The organism is Xanthomonas nasturtii (assembly GCF_023337365.3).
GTDB classification, from domain to species: domain Bacteria; phylum Pseudomonadota; class Gammaproteobacteria; order Xanthomonadales; family Xanthomonadaceae; genus Xanthomonas; species Xanthomonas nasturtii.
Map to the genome: position 1 here is coordinate 2,082,301 of NZ_CP142084.2, position 24,339 is coordinate 2,106,639.

Here is a 24,339-nt window from a genome sequence, read left to right on the forward strand (position 1 = left end):
TTCGAAAAATTTTAATTTAGGGCTGACTCATGGAACTGATCTATTTCGCAGCTGCGATCTTCGGCCTTGTGCTGTCGGTATTGTGGCTGCTGGTGCCGTTCGCTGTTTTTGGTATCAAACCGTTACTGGGACAACTGCTGGCGGAGCAGCGCAAGACGAACACTGCACTGGCGACAATGTCGCAGCAGCTTCACTTTATTGCTCAGCGTCTGGATGGTGCGGGGCAGCCGACGTCTCAAGTCATCCAGCCTATGGGAAGTGAATTGCCAAGGTAGGACCTGGCAGCCCGAACGATCTAAGCATGGGCGACTAGACTCGCCCGCAATGCAAGAACGCCACCGGGGCGGGCCTCGATCTTTAGGCGATCGCGTGACGTCCTCATCACCTGACTCCTCGTGGCAATGGGGGCCATGCCGGCGAAGTCGCTACTGCACGATGCGCCTGTTCAGCGGGATCTGTTGCGAACTGCCAGAATCACTCACCGATGCCGCACCACACGCACCGCGACCGGCCGTGCGTACTTGTCCATCGCCACCGTCGAAATACGGCTGTGGCGCAGCAAGCTGCCGAGTTGTTCGGGAGCGCCCAGGCGCTTGTCGACCTCGGGTTCGGCGACGGTGCGGGGGCGTTTGCGCTTGTCGGCCTTGGCAAAACGCAGGCGGTTGTATTCGGCCCAGCCGACCGTGGTGATGGCGGCCATCAACGCGATCACCGGCAGTGCGCCGAGGGCGAACGGGTCGATCGCGTTGTGCTTCAGGTACAGCTCGGTGTACGCGCTGCGCAGGCCGAAGAACCAGGCGATCAGCGTTGCCAGTGGCGCCCACAGGTAGAAGTAGACCATCCAGGCGCCGGCGGTGGCGGCGCCGTAGGCGAGGCGCCGCGAGCGGCCAAGGCGTTGCGGCAGGTTGATGATGGGCGGTGTCATTGGATTCCTCGGTCGGGGCTTTTCCAGTGGGCGCGCTTGTTGCGACGTGCGAGCAGGGCGCGTGGGAAGGCGATGACGGCGGTGAGCATGCCGATCATCCAGAACGCGGCGGGGTACCAGATCACCCAGAAGAACTGGCGGGCCAGGCCTTTTTCGTAGCGGCGTTCGATCATCAGGCTGGTGCCGAACTGCAGCAGGCAAACCACGGCCAGGACCAGGCCATGCCAGCGCGGCAGGATGGTGTCGACATACAACGCAGGCGGCAGCGCGATGAACTTGCCGAGCAGCCACAGCACGATGATCAGCAACATGGTGTACGCCCAGGCCAGGCTCAGCGCGTATTCCAGCAGCACCGCCCACATGCGCCGGCTGCGCCAGGCCAGTGCGCGGCGGCCATGGCTCAGCAATACTTCGACGCCGCCGCGCGCCCAGCGCAGGCGCTGCATCCACAGGCCGCGAAAGGTTTCCGGCATCAGGATCCAGCACAGCGCATTCGGTTCGTAACGGATATCCCAGCCGTCCAGCTGCAGGCGCCAGGAGATGTCGATGTCTTCGGTGACCATGTTGTCGGACCAGAAGCCGACGTGGTGCAGCGCCGAACGGCGGAACGCGCAGATCACGCCGGAGACGGTGAACAGCCGCCCGTACACTCGCTGCGCGCGTTTGATCAGGCCGACGATGGCGGAGAATTCCCCCACCTGCATGCGACCCATCAGCGTGGTGCGGTTGCGCACGCGTGGGTTGCCGGTGACGCCGCCGACGCGCGGGCCGGAGACCAGGTGGCCGACCATCCAGCGTGTCGCATTGGGGTCCAGAATCGCGTCGGCATCCACACACACTAGGTAATCCGAGCGTGCGGCCAGCGTGCCGACTCGCAATGCGTTGGCCTTGCCGTGGTTCTGCTCCAGATGTACCACGCGCAGGCGCGGGTGCTGGTGGGTGAGGTCGTCGAGCACTTCGGCCGTGCGGTCGGTGCTGCCGTCGTTGATCGCAATGATCTCGAAGTCTGCGTATTGCTGCGCGCTCATCGCCGCGATGGTTTCGGCAACGTGCTTGGCCTCGTTGTAGCAAGGCATCAGGATCGAGACGAACGGCTCGCTGGCCATCGGCGGTGGCTTGAATGGGCCGGGCGTGCCGCGTTCACGACGCAGGTAGTAGTAGATGCCGCCGATCATCCAGAAGAACGCCATGATGATCGGGTAATAAAACGCAAAGTTGAACAGGGCGGCCAGTAAGCGGCTGGTCGTCATCGGTCATCGCTCGATATAGGGGAATTGGCGAGCCGAGATGGCCTCGCGCGCTTCCGGCAGAGACGGATGACCACCGATGAAATCGTCGGGGTAATACGCCAGGTGACGCACGCCGGCTGCCAGCAGCAGCTGGCTGTGCGCAAGCAACACACCGTCGGGCAGCGGCTTGCCGCTACGCCAATCGACCGTCTGCAGTTCGAAGATGGTCTTGTCGAAACCGCGCGGTTGCTGGCCGACGCGCTTGGCCAGTTGGGTGAGCCAGGCACTCGGGTCGTTGGCTTGTTCCATGTACGGCATCGCCATCAGTGCGGTGTAGTCGTAGGCGTTGGCAAACGCCTCTAGACGCTGCGCGAACCAGGCTTCGCTGTGCGGTTCCAGCACCGGCTGCGCGAACAGGTTGCGCACCGTCACCAGCTTCGGGCGCCAGCGCTCGGCCGCGGCTTTCAGTTCCTGCGTAAAGCCGATCAGTTGCTGGGTGCGCTTGGCCGGGTCGCCATTGCCGTAGGCCGGTATTTCGTCGTCGCGCAGGTAGGCATCGTCGTGGAACAGCAGGCCTTCGAAGTAGGTATTTGCGGCGAGGTCTTCATAGATGTCTGCCACCAACGCACGCGTGCGCGGGTTGCCTGGATCCAGGCGCGGGACATCCTTGGGGTCGTTGCCGCGAATCTGCAACGCGGCTTGTTGCTGCGCATCCGGCAGGTGGAAGCCAAGCACCGGCAGCCAGGCGAACACGCGCACGCCGGCACGGGTACGCAGCTGCCAGGCGACACGCCCGAACAGGTCTGCGCGCACCGGTAGATGGCGGTTGGGGAAATACAGCGCGTCTGCAGCGCCATCGCCATCCGGGTCGGCGAAGGCTTGCAAAAATACATGGCTGGGGCCGATGTCCTTGACCCGCTGCACCAGCACATCGAGATTGCGCGCCAGCTGCGCCGGGTCCGGGTCGTAGACATAATCCAGGTCGATCTGGATCGCACGCACGCCATCGCGCGACAGATCGCGCCGCAGTTCGCCGGCCAGATCGCGCACGTCGGGGTTGTTGAACAGCAGCAGGCGACCCAGGCTGGCCAGCGATTGGCCATCCACCCGGTCGCGGCCTTGCTGGCCGATATCGGCTTCGTGCGAACGGCCTTCCAGGTCGAAGCTGAGCGTCATGCCCAGGCGTGCGGCGATCTGGTTGCTGGCCCGGTTGTAGGCGGCATACGGCCACACCATGGCGCGCGGCGGCTTGCCCAGATGCGCCACGATGGCGTCGCGGCTGTGGCGCAGATCGGTCTCGATACGCTGGCGATAATCGGCTTCGCTTTCGTAGCCGTTGCCTGCGTCCCAGCGCCGCGTGACCGCTGCCGGGGTTTGATTGCCGAACGGGTTGCCGGCGATTCCCTTATGCAGGTCATCGCTGTGCGAGCCGACTTCGATCAGGCCGCTGTCCTGCATCTCGCGCAACTGCGCCCAGGTGACGAAATCGTCGCGGGTAAAATCGCGTGGGCCATAGGGCACCACCTGCCCAGCAGGCAGTTCCACCCAACGCGTCACTGGCGCCACCAATGCAGGGTAGCCGTAGGCCTGCAACAACGGAAACACCCGCGTATAGACGCTGCGCAAGCCATCGTCGAAGGTAAGCAGCACCGGGCGCGAGGGCAGGGCGCGCCTGCCGGCACGTGCGTCGAGTACCTGCTGCACGCTCACCGGGTGGTAGGCATGCGAACGCAGCCAGTCCAGGTGCGCGGCGAAATTGCTGGTGGACACCGCATAGCGGTCCGGGTCGCCCTTGGCCGCGACGTCGTCGCGAATATCGTGGTAGCTGAGCACCAGCAGGCCTGCCTGCGCCGACGAAGCAAACGTCATCAGCAGCAATGCGACCAGCAGCAGCGGCAGGCGGATCACGGCGTACCTCCCCATCGGAAATCCAGGTCCAATCCAAGTTGTTGTTCGCGCTGGCCGTCGTAGACCGGGCGCGACCAACTCACGCCGTAGCTCAATGCGCTGCCATCGCCCAGCGACCACAGGTGGCGATAGGCCACCGCAGGCACCCAGCGGCTACCGAAGCCGGTTTGATAGGTCGGCCCGGCGGTCACTTCCAATCGCTGCCGAAACGCGTCGTCGTAACGGCGCCAGCCGATCTGTTCGATGCGCACGCCGGCGGCCACGCTCGCATTGCGGCGTGGATTGAAGTAATTGACCACGCGGTCGTCTTCGGCGCGCCCGGCCGATGCGGCGAACAGGCCATCGACCAGGATATGCGGGTTGGCCCATAGGCGTTGGCTACCGGAAAGGTCCAATTGTTCGCGTCGATTGCCGTCGCTGTAGCGCAACTGGCGTACCTGCAGATCCCAGCGGCTTTCGTCGCTGGGCGTCCAGCGCACGGCCGCGCCGATGCTGTCGCCGGTAATGCCCAGGCGGCGCGCCTGCAGCGAGGCTTCCGGGTCGCGCGTGCGCCAGGCGAGGCTGCCGTACCACGCATCGGAAAAGCGCCAGCCGGCATCCAGTGCCCAGGCAGTGCCGTCGCGATCGAAATCGTCCAACGCCCGGCCGCCGTATGCGCTGAGGTCCAGGCGGTCGTAGCGGTAATGCGTGCCCAGCCAGAAACTGCGGTAACGCACGCGCGTGTCCTGGAAATCGGCCCAGTCGTCGCGTGCACGCAGACCGACGCGCCAGCGCTCGCCCAGCAATGGCGATTCGGCTTCCAGCAGCGAACTGCCGAAATGATTGCCGAGCGGCGAGGTGCTGTTGGTCAGCGCGTCGTTCTCGCTGCGCCCCCAGGCATGGCTCAGGTGCACCTGCCAGCCGCGTTGACGTTCCAGCGATGCGCCAAGCCGTTGCAGGCCGGCGTCGTCGGGATATTCCTGCTGCAGCGATGCGAACCCGGCATCGGCCAGATCCAGGCGGTCGAGATCGCGTTGCGCCTCCACCACGCCGCTGCGCGCCTGCTTCTGATGCGGATCCAGCGTCAGCGCCATCTGATTGCGCTGCAGTGCCTGCGTGGTCTGGCCGCGCCGCGCTTGGATCGATGCCAATGCCGCCTGCAGTTCCGCGTTGTCCGGGCCGATGGACACGCGCTCGCGCAGCAATGCGTCCGCGCCACGGTTGTCGTTGGCCGCAGAGCGTGCGGTAGCCAGGGCGATATCGGCGCTGAAGCGGTCCCAGTTTTCGTAGCCGCTGGTGGCGCCTTCGCGACGCGGCCACGGTGCCTGGGTTGCCGCCAGGTGTTCGAACAATGGCATGGCTTCGTCGAAGCGTTCCTGCTCCAGCAATGCATAGCCCAGCAGCAACTGCGTATTGAAGTCGTCCGGCGTGTGCTGCAACGCTTGGCGAAGCACGCTTTCGGCTTCGGCAGGGCGGCGCAACCCCATCAGCGAATCGCCTACCGTTGGCAGCACGTAGCTCGGCATGTCGATGCCTTCTGCACGCAGCGCCTGATAGCTGGCGACCACCTCGCGGTGCCGCTGGCGTTGATTGAGCGCGACCAGGTGATCGATGCGCAGCCGCGTCGCTTCCCGCGCGACTTGCGCTGGTGCTTGGTGCTGGATGCGGGCCGCGTTGACCAGCGCCAGATCGGTTTCGGCGTAACGGTGCGCAGCATCCACCGGCTCGGCGCTGGCCCAGCCGATCATGCGTGCGACGCGATCGTTTTCCAGGCGATCGCGCTCTTGCTGCGAAAACCAGTCCGGGTGCCGCCACATCGCCTCGGCAGCAAGCTGGGCGCTGCCGAGGTCGCTGAGCGTCAGCGCACGCATCGTGTAGGCGCCTCTGTCGCGCGGGTCGGCACGCAAGACCCGCTCGTAGATGGCCAGGGCATCCGCATAGCGTTGCTGGCCGCGAAGTTGCTCGGCCTGCTGCATGGGCGTGAGGGCAGTGGAGGCACCAGTCACTTCTGCAGACCGCACTTCACCGCCGTGCGCCTGGGGCACACATGCGGCAAATAAAGCGAGGCTGAGCAGAGGAGTGAGTGCGCCTGTACGGTCAGGACGACCGTGCTGCACGTGATTGCATGAACGAGGGAAGGGAGAGATTCATGAGCGATCCTGGCTATGAAGTCCGGCGATACTGGGTATGCCTCTGTAAAGAGAGTGTCATCACAGTGTGGATGAGATGTTCATCGCTCCAGTCTGCTTGTTATAGGCGCTGGGTGTCCTGGCCATGTTTGAAGCGCGACGCAGAGCCTGAAAAATTGGCGACTGAGATGTCCCAATGCCGGGTGTTCACGTCATAAATTTCATCTATTTTTAACAAATAGGTCAAGTCAAGAGCTGCTTCATATGCCTGCAAGGTCATCCGTCAGATTGCTTTTTTATTAGCGCGATTGCGGACGTTGGGATCAATAAGGCCTTCGATGGCACACACAGTGATGCGATCAGGCGGACAGCGATCCTTGTTTTAGTGATTCTCATCACAAAAATGGAAGGGTCAGGGTTTTCTTACAGGGTGGCCCCTACACGCTGCGTTGACCGTTTCTTAACGTTCCCTCACAGTCGCACCGCATTGCAGCGTGCTGACGGGTTGGGCCGCCGTTTTGGTGGCCAGGTGCGCTGATGCGGGTGACGGCGCCAGTCCGGCGACCGCCGCACAGGGGGCAGGACAGATGTGGATGCGATCAGCGCCATTGGCGCTGGCGGCTTGCCTGTGGGCAGTCGCCGGGCTGGCGGCTGCACAACAGTCGGCACCGACAACGCTGGATCGGCAGGAGCAGTTGCGCCAGGCCGAGGAGATCCAGCGTCGCCAGGACCAGGAGCGCCAGGCGCCCTTCGCCGGCCCGCGCGAGGATGCCGAGCGCGGGGACGCGCGCAGCACCGTCCTGCCCAGGGAAGCCCTGTGTTTTTCGATTACCCGCGTGCGCCTGTCCGGTGCAGGCGCTGACGCAGCGCGCTTTGCGTGGGTGTGGAAGTCCCTGCGCCGCTACGAAGGCCGCTGCATCGGCCGCGAGGGGATCGACATCATCCGGCGCCGCGCGCTGGATCAGTTGGTCGCACGCGGTCTGGTCACCACCCGCATCGGCGTGCCGGAACAGGACCTGTCGCGCGGCGAACTGCGTTTCGAATTGATGCCCGGCCGCTTGCGTGCGGTACGCGTGGTGTCCGATAGCGATGGCGCGCACTGGAAAACGGCATTGCCGCTGCGTGCCGGCGATTTACTTGATTTGCGTGCCATCGAACAGGCAGTCGAGCAGTTCAAGCGGCTGCCCTCGCAGGACGCCAAGATCGATATCGCGCCGGGCGAAGCGCCGGGCGAATCGGATCTGGTGATCACCTTGCAGCATGGACGGCGCTGGCGTGGCGTGGTCAATGCCGACGATTCCGGCGTGGAGGCCACTGGCCGCGTGCAGGGCGGGCTGGATGTGTCGCTGGATGACCCATTGGGTCTCAACGATCTGCTCAGCATCGGCTACAGCCATGACCTGGCCACGCGCGACGAAGAGCGCGGCACGCGCGGCAACAGCCTGACTTACAACCTGCCATGGGGCTGGTGGACGTTTGCGTTGTCGGCCTCGTCGTACCGCTATCACCAGCGTGTGGATGGGTTCTTGCAGACCTTCCAGTCCAGTGGCGAATCCAGCAATGCGCAGCTGGATATCCAGCGCGTGCTGCATCGCAATGGCACCAGCAAGACCTCCGCCGGTGTGACGGTTGGCCGGCGGCGTGCGCGCAGTTATCTGGATGGGGTGGAGATCGGCATCCAGCGCCGCGACACCAGCAGCGCGGAGTTTTACTTCACCCATCGGCGCTATCTGGGCGCGATGCAACTGGACGTGCGCATCGCGCACCGGCGCGGCACGCCCTGGTTCAACAGCCAATGGACCGGCTACGACCCGCAGATCGGCTTCCCGACATTTCGCTATGGCGTGACCACGCTGGACGTGAGCACGGCGCTGCCGTTCAAGCTGGGCCCGGTGCCGATGGCGTGGGAAAGCAGCCTGCGCGCGCAAACCGCCGGCGAACTGCTGCTGGGGTCGGAGTTCGTCACCATCGGTGGCCGTTTCAGCGTGCGGGGTTTCGACGGTGAAGCGACGTTGGGTGCCGAAAAGGGCGCGTATTGGCGCAATACCCTGAGTTTTCCGGTGCAGCAGATCGGGCTGACGCCGTATCTGGGCTTGGACGCTGGCCGCATCGATGGCACCAGTGCCAGCGGGTTGCGCGGCCGCAGCCTGGTGGGCGGCGCGCTGGGCCTGCGCGGTGGCTGGTTCGGCATCAACGTCGATGCATTTGCCGGTTGGGCGATCCACCGCCCCGACGGATTCGGAAGTGCGCAGCCGGCCTACGGCGCGCGTGTGATCTACCAGTTTTGACACGGATCGCGCTGCCAGCCGGCTGCGCGTTTGTTGATTGATGACGCCAACAGGCGGCGAGAGAGAAACGATGGACAACCAAACCATGCGCGTGCGGAGTTACCTGGCCGAACAGGGCAAGCGGGCGCTTGCACTGTTGCTGTGCTGCACGATCACCTGGACATCGTTTCCGGCATGGGCGCAGGTTGCGCCAACGGCCAACCCCGGCGGGCAGACACCCGGCCAGCAGGTCGCCGCCAATGGCGTGCCGGTGGTGGACATCGTCGCGCCCAATGCGCGTGGCATTTCGCACAACCGCTACAGTGACTTCAATGTCGGCCCGAATGGGTTGATCCTCAACAACAGCGCGCAGATCTCAAAGACCGAGCTGGGTGGTTACGTTGCCGGTAACAACAACCTGCAGCGCAGCGGTGCCGCGTCGCTGATCCTCAACGAAGTCACCTCGGCCAGCAGCCGCCTGCAGGGCTATACCGAAATCGCCGGTGCCAAAGCGCAGCTGGTGATCGCCAATCCCAATGGCATTTCCTGCGATGGCTGCGGGTTTCTCAATACTTCACGCGTCACCCTGACCACCGGTACGCCGAACCTGGGCAGCGACGGTGCGTTGAACGGTTTCAGCATCACCGGGGGGGCGCTGAGCATCGGCCGCAATGGCCTGGACGCGTTCAACGTGGATCGACTGGATCTGCTGTCGCGTCAGCTTAGTGTGGATGGCTCGATCTGGACCAAGGAGCTGGTTGCCGCCGCAGGCGCCGGACGCGTCAATTACGACGGCATACTGCTGGAGGTGCTGCCAGGTACCGGTGGTGCAGCCCCCGCGATCGGGATCGATGTGGCGCAGTTGGGCGGCATGTATGCCGACCGCATTCGCCTGATTGCCACCGAAGCCGGCGTCGGCGTGGTGAGCCGCGGCACACTGGCCGCGCAAAGCGGCGACCTGCAGATCGACAGTGCCGGGCAGGTGAGCCTGGGCGGCACCGCCGTCGCACGCGACGGCCTGACTGTGCGTGCCAGCGGCGCGCTGGATCAGCGTGGCGTGCTCGGCTCGCAACAAGGCGACGTGCGCCTGCGCGCGGCCAGCATGACGCTTGCGGGTGAACTGGTCGCCGCTGGCGCGCTGGATGCGCAAGCCGGCGATGCGTTGAACCATACCGGCCGCAGCAGCGCCGGGGCGATCCGTTTGTTCGGTTCGCAATTGAATGCCGATGGCAGCCTGCATACCACCGGTATGCTGGAGCTGGGCGCCGATGGGCTGTTGCGCAGTGGTGGCGTTGCCTATGCCGGCGCGGGCGCCACTGTGCGTGCAGCGCAAGTCGCGTTGTCTGGCACCTTGCAGAGCGGCGCGGCGATTGCGCTGAACGCCAACGCGATCGACGCGTTTGGCACGCTGGATGCGGCAACTGCGCTGCGGATCAACGGCAATGGCAATGTGCGCCTGGGTGGATTGGCGCAGGCTGGGCAGGGCGCAGCTGTGCAGGCGGGCGGGCGCCTTGAGTTGCAGGGCCAGTTGATCGCCACCGATGCGCTTGTGTTGAACGCCGCGTCTGTCGACATCGCGCAGCGCGCTGCGGTGTCTGCCGGTAACGATCTGGACCTGGCCAGCAGCGGTGCAGTCAACACTGCCGGCAGTGCGTATGCCGGCCGCGATCTGCGGCTACAGGCCGGCAGCGTCACCACGGCGGGCAGCCTGTCTGCGGCGCGCGATGCGCAGCTGGCCGTTGCCGGCCAACTGGTCAACAGCGGCACCGTTGTCGCAGGCAACGCATTGAACGTGGACGCGGCACTGCTGGAGAGTCGCGGCGACATCGGCAGCCAGCGTGGCGATGCCACCCTGCGCAGCCGCAGCGATCTGCGCCTGAGCGGGAATACCGTGGCAGGCGGCGCGCTGGCGCTGGAGGCTGCAACCGGCGCGCAGGCGTCGGGTACGCTCAATGCGGCCAGCATCGGTCTTCGTAGCGGCGGCGATGCCAGCCTCTCCGGCACGCTGCAGAGCACGCGTGGCGCGCTGACTGTTGCCGCAGCGGGTGAGCTTGCAAGCGACGCCAACGTGCGTGCGGCAGGTGCGCTCGATCTGCAGGCCGGTGGCGCACTGCGTCAGCGCGGGCAACTGCACAGCGATGGCGCGTTGCAACTGCGTGGCGCCAGCGTTGCCCACGACGGCGTGATCGATGCGGGCAGAAACCTGCGCATCGCAAGCGCTGGCGAGCTGGCGTTGGACGGCACCGTGCAGAGCGCAGGCAGCGCCACCTTGCAGGCAGCCGGTGCACTGGATAACCGCGCAAAGGTGATCGCCGCCGGTGCACTGCAGGTCGATGCGGTCAGCCTGCGCAACGCGCAAGGTGGGGCATTCTCGTCCGATGCAGATGCGCAGCTGCGTATCAGCGGCGGCCTTGAGAATGCCGGTAGCCTGTATGCCGGCAACGCGCTGCAGATCACTGCCGATACGCTGACCCAGAGCGGGAGCGTCAGCTCGGGCAACACACTTTCGGCTGCGGTTGCCGGCACCTTCGATAACACCGGCAGTGTGGTGGCCCGGAATGGGCTGCAGATCGCTTCAGGCGAGTTGCGCAGCAGCGGCCAGCTTGGTAGTGAAGCTGCCGGTGTCGTGCTGGGCAGCCAAGGCGATATCGCGCTGCAAGGCGTGGTGGCTGCCGCAACCACCTTGCAGGCGACTGCCGTTGGCGATCTGCAGCAGGCCGGTTCGCTGAAGGCACAAACGGTGACGCTACGTGCGGGCCGCGACCTCGCCACGAGCGGCGCGCTGCAATCTGCAAGCACATTGGACCTGCAGGCAGATCGCGCAATGACCTTCGCTGCGCAAGGCCAGGCGGGCGGCGACATCAGCATGCGCGCTGCCACGCTGACGACAAGTCAGGATGCAGTCGTGCAGGGCGCTGGTGCGATCGCGCTGGATGCGGCAACTATCGATAGCCGCGGCAAGCTCGATGCGGGGAGTGATCTGCGCGTGCGCAGCCTGGGCGATCTGACGCTGGCCGGCGTTGCACAGGGCGGTCGCGATGTCGACCTCACGGCAACCGGCGCATTGACCAACGTAGCGCAGGTCTTTGCTGGACGCGGCTTGACAGTACAAGCGCAGAGCCTGGAAAACACCGTTGCCGGCGTGTTGGCGGGCGATGGAGATGTAGCACTCACCACCACGGCGCAGCTGAACAATGCCGGCCGCGTGCAGGCAGCGGGCGATCTGCAAGTGACTGCGGCAAGTCTTGAGCAGAGTGGCAGTGCATCTGCCGGCAAGACCTTGCGCGGCACGGTCGCCGGCACGCTGGAGAACCGCGGCAACCTGATCGCCAGGGACGCGCTGCAGATCGATGCGGGCACGCTGCGCAGCAGCGGCCAGTTGGGCAGCGAGCTGGCCAATGTCGTAGTGACCAGCCAGGGTGCGATGCAGCTGGAGGGCGTGGTTGCGGCCGCCACGGCACTGCAGGCGTCGGCTGGCGGCGATCTGCAGCAGGCGGGTTCGCTCAAGGCGCAGTCGATCGCGTTGCAGGCCGGGCGCGATTTCGCTGCCAACGGCAACCTGCAATCGGCATCCACGCTGGATCTGCAGGCTCAACGCACGCTTGCGTTGAATGGCCAGGCATCCAGTGCTGCCGATGCCACGCTCAACGGTGCAACCATCACGACCGGCGCAGTGGCGGTGCTGCAGAGCGCTGCGGCAATCACGTTGGCGGGCAACACCATCGACAGCCGTGGCACGCTCGATGCGGCAAGCGATTTGAACCTACGCAGTACGGGCGATCTGACGTTGGGCGGTGTGGCGCAGGCCGGGCGCGACATCGCGCTGACTGCCGCAGGTGCCTTGAATAACGCCGCGCAGGTGATCGCCGCGCGCGATCTCAGCGTGCAGGCCGCCAGCGCCACCAATGCATCCGATGCCACCCTGGGTGCGAAGCGCGATCTGCGTGTGGAGGTTGCCGGTGTGCTGGACAACCGCGGCAGCCTGCATGGAGAGCGCGGCCTTTCGTTGACGACCGGTTCGCTGCTGCAGCGCGGTCGTGTCTATAGCGGCGATGCGCTGTCCATCGCGTCCACCGGTGCGTTCGACAACGCAGGCCAGCTGGTCTCCGGCAAGGATCTGAGCATCACCGCGGGCAGTATCGCCAGCACTGGTCAGTTGGGCTCGGTGACTGGCGCACTGACGCTGAGCAGTCAGAACGACATTGCGTTGCAAGGCGTGGTGTCTGCAGCGACTACGTTGCAGGCCACAGCAGGTAGCGACCTGTCACAAGCAGCTGCGCTCAGCGCTCAGGCCGTCGCGCTACAGGCTGGCCGTGATCTCGTTGCCGGCGGCACCCTGCAATCGGCCTCCACGCTGGACCTGCAGGCGCAGCGCACGCTGAGCTTGAACGGCCAGGCGCAGGCCGGCACCGATGCCAGCTTGCGTGGCAACAGCGTCGCAACCGGTCGCGATGCCGTGCTGAAAAGTGGCGGCGCCATCACCCTGGACGGCGCCGCAATCGATAGCCGCGGCGCGCTGGATGCCGGGACGGATCTTGCAGTGCGCAGCACGGGCGATCTTGCCCTGGCGGGTGTGGCCCAAGCCAATCGCGATGTCACGCTGAGCGCCAATGCTGCGCTCGGCAATGCCGGCCAGGTCTTTGCTGGCCGCGACCTGTCGCTACAGGCAGGTTCCGTCAATAACGCTGCAGCTGGCGCGCTTGCGGCAACGGGTGCCGTCACGCTGGCAACGGGTGCATTGCAGAACGCCGGTAGCGTGCAGAGCGGCGGTGATATGCGTATCACCGCTTCCAGCATGGAGCAGAGCGGCACTGCCGTCGCTGGCAAGGCGCTGACTGCCACCGTCACCGGCACGCTGGATAACCGCGGCAGCCTTATCGCCAAGGATGCACTGTTGGCGGAGGCGGGCACGTTGCGGAGCAGCGGCCAGCTCGGCAGCGAAGCGTCCAGCGTAACGTTGGCCAGCCAGGGCGATATGACCTTGCAGGGTGTGGTCGCCGCGGCCACGACGCTGCAGGCCACCGCAGGCGGCGATCTGCAGCAGGCCGGCTCGCTCAAGGCGCAGTCCGTCGCGTTGCAGGCCGGGCGCGATCTCACTGCCGCAGGCACATTGCAGTCCGCATCGCAGCTCGATCTGCAGGCGCAACGCGCACTCACGTTCAATGGGCAGGCGGTGTCTGCAGCGAATGCAAACCTGCGCGGCGCGCGCATCGCCACCGGGCAGGCTGCGGTGCTGCAAAGCGGCGCGGCGATCAGCCTGGATGGTGCAGCGATCGACAGCCGTGGCGCGCTCGACGCAGCCACGGACCTCACTCTGCGCAGCACCGGCGAGCTGGCGGTTGCCGGCGTGGTGCAGGCAGACCGTAACGTGATGCTGAGCGCGACCGGTGCGTTGACCAATGCCGCGCAGGTCGTGGCCGGTGGTGGCCTGACGGTGACCGCAACCAGTGCCAGCAACAGCGCCACCGGCGTGCTGCTTGCGCAAGGCGACGCCACGCTGTCCATCGCAGGATTGCTCGACAATGCCGGCGCCGTGCGTGCCGGTCATCAACTTGCGCTTGGTGTGGGGTCGCTGCGTCAAACCGGCCAGGCCTATGGCCTGCAGCAGCTTGGCGTCACTGCCAGCGGTGCCGTGGACAACCGCGGCGATCTGATCGGCGGCAACGGCTTGCGCGTGGAAGCGGCGCAACTGAGCAATAGCGGTCAGTTGGGCAGTGAGCGCGGCGATGTGGCGCTGATCAGTCGCGGCAATCTGCAGCTCGATGGCCGCCTGGCATCGGCAGGTGCGCTCACGGCGCAGGCCGATGGCGCGCTGACGCAGAGCGGCAATCTGAGCGCAGCCAGCACACTCGAACTGCGTTCCAAGGGCGACCTGACGGTAGCCGGCCAGGTCGCCGGCCAACAACTCACGCTTGTCAGCGATGCGGTCGTGCGTCAGCAGGGCACTGTCAGCGGGGCGACGGTCGGTGTGCAAGGTGCGCGGATCGAAAACGCCGGGCAGACGACGGCATCGGGCAATGTGAGCCTGCGCGCGGGCGAGATCGGCATCACCGGAACAGTCGGTGCCGGCATCAATGCAGACGGCAGTTTGGGCAGCGGAAGCACGCTCAGTCTGCTTGCCGATCGTCAGCTCGCTGCCTCCGGCACACTGCTGGCAGGGGGCAACCTCACCGCGCAGGGCAGTCAGCTGCAGTTGGCTGGCACCAGCACGCGCGCCACCGGCAATGTGGCACTGACCACCGGCGGCACGCTTGATCATCGTGGCGGCAATCTGCTGGCGGGCGGCACGCTCACCGTGCAGGCCGGCGGCACGATCGACAACGGTCTGCTCAATGGCGTCGGCGGACAGCTGCAGGCCAATCAGCTGAGCATCGACGGTGGTAGCCTTGGCAATGTCGGTGGTCGTGTGGTGCAAAGCGGCGCTGGCGCGACCCGCGTCGTCATCGGCGGGGCTGTCGACAACACCGCGGGCACGCTTGCCAGCAACGGTCAGGATCTGACCATCACCGCGGCCAGCATTGAAAATGCGCAGGGCCGCATCGAACATGCCGGCACCGGCACGCTATCGATCACCAGCCGCGGTGCATTGGGCAACAGTGGCGGACGTGTTCTGACGCAGGGTCAGCTGCGCCTTGGCGCCAGCGGCGCATTGAACAACCAGAACGGCGCCATCGCTGCGGCAGGCGATGCAACGGTGAGTGCGGCCAGCCTCAACAATCTTGCTGGGTCGGTGTCGGCACGCGCATTGAACGTACAAAACAGCGGCGCAGTCGATAACCGTAACGGCCTGCTGCAGGCCAGCGGAGGTGCGCTGACCCTGCGCGCCGACAGCCTCAGCAATGCTGGCGGCACCGTGCAGGCGGTGGCCAATGCGGGCGTGGGTGGTGGCCTGCGTGTGGAATTGAATCGCGGCCTGGACAATGGCAATGGCACCATCGGCGCCAGCACCGATGCAGTGATCACTGCAGAAAACATCAGCAATGCCGGCGGCAATCTGCAGGCCGGTCGTGACCTCAGCCTCACCGCACGTGGCCAACTGGACAATCATCAGGGCGGCAAGCTCAGTGCGGGGCGCGATCTCACTGTCGCCGTGACTGGCGCACTGCTCAATAGCGGTGGCCAGCTTGATGCCGGCAACACCCTGACCGCCTCCGGTGGGCGAATCGACAACACCCAAGGCAGCATCGTCAACAACGGTGGCGGCCTGACCCGCATCACGACCGGCGGTGCCTTGACCAACACCAGCGGCAATCTCGGTGGGCGCGGCAGCGTGGTGATCGATGCGGCCAGCATTGCCAACAACAGCGGTCAGCTGGTGGCCGGTGGCGACCTGATCGCCAACACCAGTGCGCTGAACAACCAGGGAGGCAGCGTGTATGCCGGGGCAAGCTTCCTGCTGCAGCGCGCAGGCGCCACGCTGGACAACCAGAATGGCAGGATCAAGGCCGAGCAGGCGGTCCGCCTGAATCTGCAGAGCCTGAGCAATGCCGGTGGCCAGATCGGCGCGGGCAGCGTCACCGGCGGTGTTGGCGATGTGGTGATCGACACGGTTGGCTTCGACGGCGGCGGCAGCATCCTGGCGCAGAACCTGCTCGATATGACCCTGCGCAGCGACTACACGCACCGCGCAGGCGCCGACCTGGTCAGCAACGGCAATTTCAACTTGCGCGTGGGCGGCAACCTGGTCAACGAGTCCACGCTCAAGGCAGCGCGCAGCCTGGATATCACTGCCGGCAGCATCACCAACCGCGCCGGCGCAAACATCCTTTCCAACGACACCCGCCTCAACGGCGGCAACGTCATCGACAACGCTGGGAGCATCTCCGGCAATAGCGCGTTGTCGCTCGTCGTCAACAGCGTTTACAACACCGGCAGCATCGTCGGCGGCAATGTGTCGGTGAATACCGGCACGCTGGTTAACGGCGCAGACTTTGGTGGCGCGACCGACAATGCCGCCTATGGTTCGGCCCTGCTCGGTTCCACCGGCAACATGAACCTGATCGTGCGCGATCAGCTGCTCAACCGCGATGCGCGCATCTTCAGCCTGGGCAATATCGCCATTGGTGGTGCGCAGGATGGTGGTGGCACGCTGGTGTCGCGTACTGGAGTGGTGAATAACATCTCGGGCAGTATTGAAGCTGATGGGAGTATTTTGATCGCGGCCAATCAGCTGAATAACACGCGACGTGTTATTCAAACAGCAAATGGACCGTTGACTAACGAAGAACTGATTGCGGCTAATGCAGCCTTGCCGGGTGAAGAGTTGATCACCCGTGGTCAAATCGAGATGCCGAACAATGCTACGGCGTCGAGGCCATGGACGGGACATGCGCCGGGTGTCTATCGCACTTACTCGGTCGTTGACCGAGAGCGTCTGACCGCGGCCAGTGCCGAGGCGCGCATAGCGGCCGGAGGCAATATTGGAATTTCCGGGGACGTCACTAACACTGCCTCGACCATCGCGGCGGCTGGGAACTTGTGGCTGAACCAGCGCGGAGTTGGAGGGTTAGCGGACGGAACAGTCATCGACGGCGCCGCAACTCTTAATCAAGCCCTCGCTTTGACCCAACGTGTCCGACAATCGGACGTTGAATACAAAGTGTGGGGTGTCATCAATGACTGCATGCAGCGTCCTGACCAGCGCCCTGTCATTTGCTATTACGAATCCGAACAAAACTCGCTTTCTTCCTCGATCATTGATAGCAGCTATCTCGCCCTAGGCGCCAGCATGACCGGCGGCCAAGGCGTCAGCATCAACGGCGCGAACATCAGCAATGGCGCTGTCGGTAGCGACGGGCGGGCGGTCAGTGGTGCATCGCTTGCCGCAGTCGGCGGCCAGGCTGGACTCAGCGGACGTGGCAGGCAGACTGCTGGAAGCGTCGGTGGCCAGACGGTCGTCGGTCGCGCCAATGGCGGCGCGAGCAGCATCCGTGTTGCGACCGGTACTAACGGCAGCGCAGGCACGCAAGTCGGCGCCAACACGCAGGACGCCACGCTGGCCACGTCGGGCGGCATCGTCAAGATGTCGGTCGCACCGGTGATGTCCAGCGACGGTGGGCTCAAACGCAGCACGCTCGACCAGGCAAATGTGCAGACCGCCGCCGCCGGCACCGGTGTCACCGCAGGTGCGAACGAAACCCGCACGCTTGTCGATCCCGCCACCATTCCCGTGACCAACATCGTTGGCGGCGGGCAGACCTCGCTGACGCAGATCGATCTGCCCATCGGTGGGCTGTATCGCCTGTCCAACGGCACGGCGACCGATCGCACCGCAATGGGCCGCGCGGCCACCGGCCTGGGCGGCATCAATGCCTGGCGCAGCACTGGCCCGGGCCGTCGTTACCTGATCGAGACCGACCCGCGCTTCGTCAACTACGACAACTTCATCAGCAGCGATTTCCTGCTGGACAAGCTGGGCGTGGATCCGGAGTGGACCCAGACCCGCCTGGGCGATGGCTTCTACGAACAGCGCCTGGTACTGGACCAGATCACCCAGCTCACTGGCCGTCGTTACCTGGGCAATTACGCCGACGGCGTGGCGCAGTATCGCGCCCTGCTGGAATCGGGTGTGGCCGCCGCGGGGGAGCTGCAGCTGAGCATGGGCGTTGGCCTAACTGCCGCCCAGGCCGCTGCACTCACGCAAGACATCGTGTGGATGGTGGAGCAGGACTACCAGGGCCAGAAGGTGCTGGTACCCGTCGTGTATCTGGCCTCCAACTCGCTGCAGTTGCGTGGCAATGGCGCCTTGATCGCCGGCGGCAACGTCGAGCTCAACGCCAGCAATTCCATGAGCAACCAAGGCGTCATCGCCGGTGCGGACGTCAGCATCACCGCCGGCAATCTGCTCAACCAGGGCCGCATCAGCGGTACTGGCAGCGTGGCGCTGGAAGCGCGTAACGACCTGCTCAATCAAGGCCAGATTCAGGGCCGCGATGTGGCGCTGGTGGCTGGCAACAACCTGGTCAGCGAAGCGTCCAAGGCCATCAACGGCGTCGGCATCCTGTCGGGCATCACCGCCAGCAACACCTTGCAGATGATGGCCGGCAACGACATGACGCTGACCGGTACCCGCGTGCAGGCCGATGGCAGTGCGGCGTTGATCGCAGGCAACAACCTCAGCCTTACCCCAAGCGCGTTGCGCAACGATAACGGCCTGCTGCGCGGTGGCGATGCGATGTCGGTGACCACCGGCAAGGATCTGGTGATGTCTGCAGGCAACGACCTGCAATTGCACGGCGTCACCATCAAGGCCGACGGTAGCGCTGCACTGCAGGCAGGCAACAACCTCTCGCTGACACCGACCACTGGCCTGGATGGCAAGGTCGCCACGCGCACCAACATCAGCACCGGCGACAGCCTGCAATTGACCGCCGGCAACGACCTGACCATCCGCCAGGCCGAGGTCAAGGCAGGGGGCGATCTCATCGCCGCAGCCGGCAACAACCTCAACGTCGAGTCCGTCCTCAACGAGACCGAAACCAACAGCTACAAGAGCCGCAACGGCAAGACGCGCGTCACCACCACCACGACCACGCAGACCATCGATCAGCAGGCACTCACCGCCGGCGGCAACCTGATCCTCAGCGCCGGCAACGACGTCAGTCTGGTCGCGGCCAAGCTGGACGCCGGCAAGGGTCTGGGCATCAGCGCCGGCAACGACATCAATGCCAGCACGCTGACCACGGTGGACACCAGCAACACGCTGGAAACGCGCAAGCGCTTCAAGCAGACCACCAGTACCAGCGACGAAACCGTCCACGGCACCGAGTTCAGTGCCGGCGGAAACCTGGCGATGCAGGCCGGCAATGACATTACCCTCACCGCCGCATCGGCCGCCACCAAGGAAGGAGGCATCACCCTGGCTGCCGGCAACGACGTCAACCTGCTCGCCGCTAGCGAGCAGCACGACGCCGTGCAGGACATGACCAAGAAGAAGAAGGGCACGTTCTCCAGCAAGACCACAACCACGCATGATGAGTGGCACGACAATGTAGCAGTCACCACCACGCTCAGTGGTGACACGGTGCAAATTGCGGCGGGTAACGATCTGCTATCGCAAGGCGCGCAGGTCGCCAGCACCGGCGATGTGGTATTGGCCGCAGGCAACAACATCACGCTGGACACGGTGCAGAACACGCACAGCGAGGAACACGAAAAGACTGTCAAGAAGTCCGGTCTCTACGGCGGTGGTGGATTCAGTGTCGCCTTGGGCGTGACCAAGAAGACCGACGGCCTGGATGTCACCGAGGTGACCAACAGCGGCAGCCTGGTCGGCAGCACGGACGGCTCGGTGACGATGACCGCCGGCAACAAGTTGGCCATCACTGGCAGCGATGTATTGAGCGCCACCACTACCACCATCGTGGGTAAGGAAGTCACGATTGCGGCTGCGGAAAACACCGTGGACACGGTGCAGACCTCCAAGCAGCAGAGTGCTGGCATCACGTTAGGATTGACCGGTGGGGCTGTAGACGCCGCGCAGGCGATCTACGGCGCAGTCAAGCGCGGCTCGGAGGTTGAAGACGATCGCCTGAAGGCGCTCTACGCCGCCAAGGCGGGTTACGCGGTCAGCGACACCGTGGGCTTGGTTGGCAATGGCCTGAAGGGCTACGAAGGCCAAGCTGTTGCAGGAAACACGACCACGACTGGCGCTGCGGCGGCGGATGGCGCGCAAGGTGCTGCCAATGCTGCTGGAGTGAGCTTTCGTGTAGGCATTGGTGCGAGTAGCTCGTCGAGTAAAACGACGACACACGAAGAAACCACCGGAGGTAGCCGCATCCTCAGCAACGGCGACGTCACCATCGCCGCGACCGGCGGCGATCTCAACGTCATTGGCAGCAAGATCGCCGGAGAAAGCGTGGCTTTGGCTGCAGCAAACAATCTCAACTTGCTCAGTAACAAAGAAACCAACACCACTAAGTCGGAGAACAAGAACGCAGGCGGTGAAATCGGCATCAGTGTCGGTGCAGTAACTGGCTACTACCTCACGGTGTCTGCAGGCAAGGGCAGCGCCAAGGGCAATAGCGATTTACGCACAGAAAGCGTGGTCACTGCCAACGACACGTTGACCTTGGTGAGCGGCAACGACACTACGATCCAGGGTGCACAAGCTGTTGGCAACAAAGTCCTTGCTAATGTCGGCGGCGATCTGCTGATCAAGAGCGAGCAGGACACCAATGAGTACAAGAGCAAGCAGCAGCAGGCCAGCCTGACCTTGGCGACCGGCTCGGGCAGCGGCGGCAGCTACAGCCAGCAGAAGGTCAACAGCAGTTACACCAGCGTGACCGAGCAGAGCGGCATCCAGGCCGGCAATGGTGGCTTCGACATCACTGTGGGCGGTAACACGAAGTTGGTTGGCGGTGCGATTGCCAGTGCTGCCGATGCCAGTCTCAATCGGCTGTCCACCGATAGCCTGACGGTCGAGGACCTGCAGAACAAGGCGGAGTACAAGACCAGCGGCGTAACAGTTGCCGGCGGCACGGGCAGCAGCATGGCCAGCGTTGCCATCGGTGCCGGACTGAGCATGCTGGGCAACGCCAGCGACAGCTCAAGCAGCACGACCAAGAGCGATATCGCCGCCGGCACGATCCAGGTCCGTAATGGCGACGAGTCTGCGCTGGCAGGGTTGGATCGCAATGCCACCGAGTTGCAGCAGTCCGGGCTGAAGGAAATCTTCGATCAGAAGAAGATCGACGACCAGAAAGAGCTGATGGGGCTGGCAGGGGAAATTGGGTTCCGGGTAGCGGGTGACTTGGCGAGCAGCATGCAAGAGCGGGCGGCATTAGACCTCGCTTCGGCAAGAGCCAGCGGGGACAAAGCTGCGGAAGCAGATGCATTAGCTCGAATAAACAGTTGGGGTGACGGAGGAGTAAACAAGGTCTTGTTACATGGCCTGACAGGTGCGGCCGTTGCTGCACTGGGAGGGGAAAGCGCACTTGGCGGTGCCATCTCGGCTGCAGGATCTGAGAGAGCCAAACAGGTCATGGCTGATTATTTGGTCAGTCAACATATTGACCCCAATAGCGAGACTTTTAATAGCCTGATGGAGGCCGGTAGTGCAGCCATAGGTGGTGCTCTGGGGGGCACTACGGGCGTAGGCATCGCGGTTGCGGGAGATAAATTCAATCGTCAGCTACATCAAGATGAGGTGGCGCGTATCAAGGAGCTGGCCGGCGACGATCCCAAACGTCAAGCTGAGCTACTCGCAGCTAGCTGCGCGCTTATCAAATGTTCTAGTCAATATGAAGTAGGCACGGACGAGTACATCTATTGGGCCGGAATTGAAGCGCTAGGGAGTAAGCCGGAGTATCAACAGGATCGCGAGTGGTTAGCTAATCAGACCAGTGGTGAGCTGATTTATACGGCTGGAAATGGCCTGCCGGTCACGAAGAATCTGTTTGATTACGGCTGGACAGACGCCACGACAGATTGGGGTTCGCGTAATTTAATCGGTCCGCGTGTTGCTGGCGGCCTCCAGACGGCCGGCGGAATCGCACAGGTTGTAGGCGGTATTGAAGCCTGCGGAACTTTATTGGGATGTGCGGCGATGCCGTTTCTGGTTTTTACTGGATACGACAACGCGAGTGCCGGGTTTGATCAGATATTAAGCGGAAAACGCCAAAATACATGGGGGGGGTCTGCACTACAGAAGCTTGGATTTGAGCCTGAGACAGCTGAGTTGATGTATGGAATGACACAGTTAGCGCCTACGGCTATACAAGCCGTTGCTGTCAATAGGGCAGTTAATCTTGATATTGCGGCAAATGCTTGGGTACGTGGTACATATACAGGAGAGAGTTTTGCGGAATATTCGGGCGATCTCTACAGATACACTCGTCCTGAGTATGCTGAAAACACGTGGGAGATCTATTCTGGGAATGTGGCGCAGAATCATAGATACTCTCCTCCAGGAGTGGGCGCAATATATGCTGGAACGACGTCTCAGACGGCCGCTGCGGAGATTGCAAGTTATTCTGCGCTCGAAGGAACGGTTCTTGTTTCAAGGAAATTTGTTGTGCCAAATGTTTTGGATTTGACGGATCCTATTGCATTGAGAGTGCTTGGTTTAAATAAAAGTCAAATTACAAATTCTACTCACGGAGCCGAAGCGTATATAATTCCGCAAAGGATCAGCAGCTGGGCAAGAGACCAGGGGTATGAAGCGATACTTGCTCCTTCCGCCCAAAAGCCTAATGGAGTTAATATGGTCTCATTTCGTGATCTTCTAATGAAAAGTGATAAAGGTGGGAATCCATGATAAATCAACAAGATTGGGAGAATTTTGTCGCAACGGTCTCATCCGAGTGGGTGCTGAACGATATAACTGTCGAACTTCTCAAACTAACTGGTGATCAAGAGATTTCAATTGCCATATGGGCCTGCTTGCGTTCGCATTCTTTGAGTTGGATTTTTCAAGGTATTCCCGTTGCAAATGGACGGCGGCCAATAGACTTATTGAAAGATGAAGGAGGGAGGGATGAGTTGAGGTGGATGCTCTTATCAAATCCGTGGTGGTGATTTGCAGTTAGTTATCGAATTACTTTACTCGCGAGCTGATTAAATTTTTGAAGGTGGCGGCGTCGACGTCGTCTCTCCAAACCATCTGATTTCACCCAGCAACCCGAGCTATTAGCCCATTCCTTGAAGCAAGCGAGCTTTTGGGATGACCTCATTTCCATTGGGAAAGGGATGCTTTTGGGGATGGGCTCTGTCGCCGTTAGCGGTTATAGCGATCAGATCGCCCCCTTTGATGAGCTCGCGCTCAAGAATAACTATCAACTCCTGTTGAAAGATCAGGGGCATTGGGCGGACGCCGGCTGTGTAGAAGGCATTGATTGGGCGACGACTCAAAGACAAATGTGGGCAGGCATCGTCGTTGGAGAAGCGGGAGGCTTGGTTGGTAGCCAATTCACAAATATCATCCGCAATTCAATAAAGAATGCGGGTTTAGAAAGTAAGGCGCTATCGACGAGGGTGTCGGCTGTCTCTGCAGATGCTGATAGTGAAGCAGGGGCGCCGCCCGTAGTGCGCTCTAATGGTGAGGCAAATATTGCGAATGGTGCGAAGCTACGCTCTGACCTTGCGAATAAAGAGCTTAGCTCGATTGCTAATCAAGATATTCGGTTGAAGGAGGCGATGGCTGGAAGCGGGACAAGTAACTCGAATTTTGGTATCGGAACCGCAAATGCCCAGGAAGCAAATTGGTTGGGTATGACTTGGGTCGGTGATGGTGCGAGGTCCTTGTCCGACGGATCGGGCTGGATTAGTGCTGATGGTACGAGAGTTTATAGGCCGCCCGCAGTTAAGCCTAATTCAAAAGAAGCTGTGACAAGGGATCCAAGCAAATTTTGAACGATATGAAATAGATTCGTACGGAAAAAAGAGTAGGATATATAATGGGCATCTTGACATAACTAAGGACTAAGGTTAATTATGAAGGCTAGATTGTTTGCGCTCCATGCAGATAATTGGGATCTTAAAAATGGGCAGCCTGACGACCCGGGGTGCTTTAGTGAGGAGCTGAGGGCGGTAATTGGCCCCGAGGATTTTGAGGGTGGAGATAATTTCTTCATTGAGGTGTGCACTCCTGAATGGATGAAGAAAAGGCATTATGGGCCTAAGTGGGGGAGGTTTATGCTGATTGTTGAGAATTATAACTACGATGAAATAAGTGCGTTTATATCAGAATATGTCGGGAGTTTTGAGGGTGGGGAGTGGAATGAAATTGCAATAAAGTTGTCTCGCGTAATGTCATGGGAATTCGAGGATTACGTTCATTTAGAAAAAAATAATAATTCGTGAGATTTCTTCGAGTCCCGAGTTTTATGGGGGCGCTTAGACTCAATCTCCAAATGCAATACTCCCTAATCAGTTGGAAACTTAAGGGGCGGAGGTAATGCGGT

The 24,339-nt window shown here is 62.6% G+C and carries 9 protein-coding genes; 5 read left to right on the forward strand and 4 right to left on the reverse strand.

The features are described from left to right. Positions 1-29: 29 nt before the first annotated feature. The gene (locus M3O59_RS09170) at positions 30-275 is read left to right on the forward strand and encodes a hypothetical protein (protein WP_064628897.1); all 246 of its coding nucleotides are present in this window, start codon (positions 30-32) and stop codon (positions 273-275) included. Between the two features lie 203 nt (positions 276-478). On the opposite strand, the gene pgaD is transcribed toward M3O59_RS09170, so the two are convergent. From pgaD to M3O59_RS09190, 4 genes are read right to left on the reverse strand one after another with little or no spacing between them, the layout of a single operon-like run. Then, positions 479-925: a poly-beta-1,6-N-acetyl-D-glucosamine biosynthesis protein PgaD gene (gene pgaD / locus M3O59_RS09175; protein ID WP_116906752.1), complete on the reverse strand. Its 447-nt coding sequence runs from the start codon at positions 923-925 to the stop codon at positions 479-481. After that, positions 922-2,175: a poly-beta-1,6-N-acetyl-D-glucosamine synthase gene (pgaC, locus tag M3O59_RS09180; protein ID WP_064628901.1), complete on the reverse strand. Its 1,254-nt coding sequence runs from the start codon at positions 2,173-2,175 to the stop codon at positions 922-924. The genes pgaD and pgaC overlap by 4 nt, the downstream gene beginning before the upstream one ends. A gap of 3 nt (positions 2,176-2,178) precedes the next feature. Beyond that, the gene (gene pgaB, locus M3O59_RS09185) at positions 2,179-4,077 is read right to left on the reverse strand and encodes a poly-beta-1,6-N-acetyl-D-glucosamine N-deacetylase PgaB (RefSeq protein WP_116906753.1); all 1,899 of its coding nucleotides are present in this window, start codon (positions 4,075-4,077) and stop codon (positions 2,179-2,181) included. Continuing rightward, entirely contained in the window at positions 4,059-6,017 is a 1,959-nt protein-coding gene (locus M3O59_RS09190; protein WP_116906754.1) for a tetratricopeptide repeat protein, read from the reverse strand. Before M3O59_RS09190 ends, pgaB begins: the two co-directional genes overlap by 19 nt. 740 nt (positions 6,018-6,757) lie before the next feature. Between M3O59_RS09190 and M3O59_RS09195 the strand changes: the two genes are divergently transcribed. The 4 genes from M3O59_RS09195 (at position 6,758) to M3O59_RS09210 (ending at position 24,238) form a co-directional block, all read left to right on the forward strand. After that, a complete protein-coding gene (locus M3O59_RS09195; protein WP_116906755.1) occupies positions 6,758-8,458 on the forward strand; it encodes a ShlB/FhaC/HecB family hemolysin secretion/activation protein in 1,701 nt (566 codons plus the stop codon). Between the two features lie 70 nt (positions 8,459-8,528). Next, positions 8,529-22,694, forward strand: a complete 14,166-nt coding sequence (locus tag M3O59_RS09200; protein WP_249046914.1) for a two-partner secretion domain-containing protein — start codon at positions 8,529-8,531, stop codon at positions 22,692-22,694. 383 nt (positions 22,695-23,077) lie between these two features. Continuing rightward, positions 23,078-23,788 (forward strand): hypothetical protein, encoded by a 711-nt coding sequence (locus M3O59_RS09205; RefSeq protein WP_220375950.1) that lies wholly within the window; start codon positions 23,078-23,080, stop codon positions 23,786-23,788. A gap of 81 nt (positions 23,789-23,869) precedes the next feature. After that, the gene (locus M3O59_RS09210; RefSeq protein ID WP_064628909.1) at positions 23,870-24,238 is read left to right on the forward strand and encodes an immunity 8 family protein; all 369 of its coding nucleotides are present in this window, start codon (positions 23,870-23,872) and stop codon (positions 24,236-24,238) included. Positions 24,239-24,339: the final 101 nt, after the last annotated feature.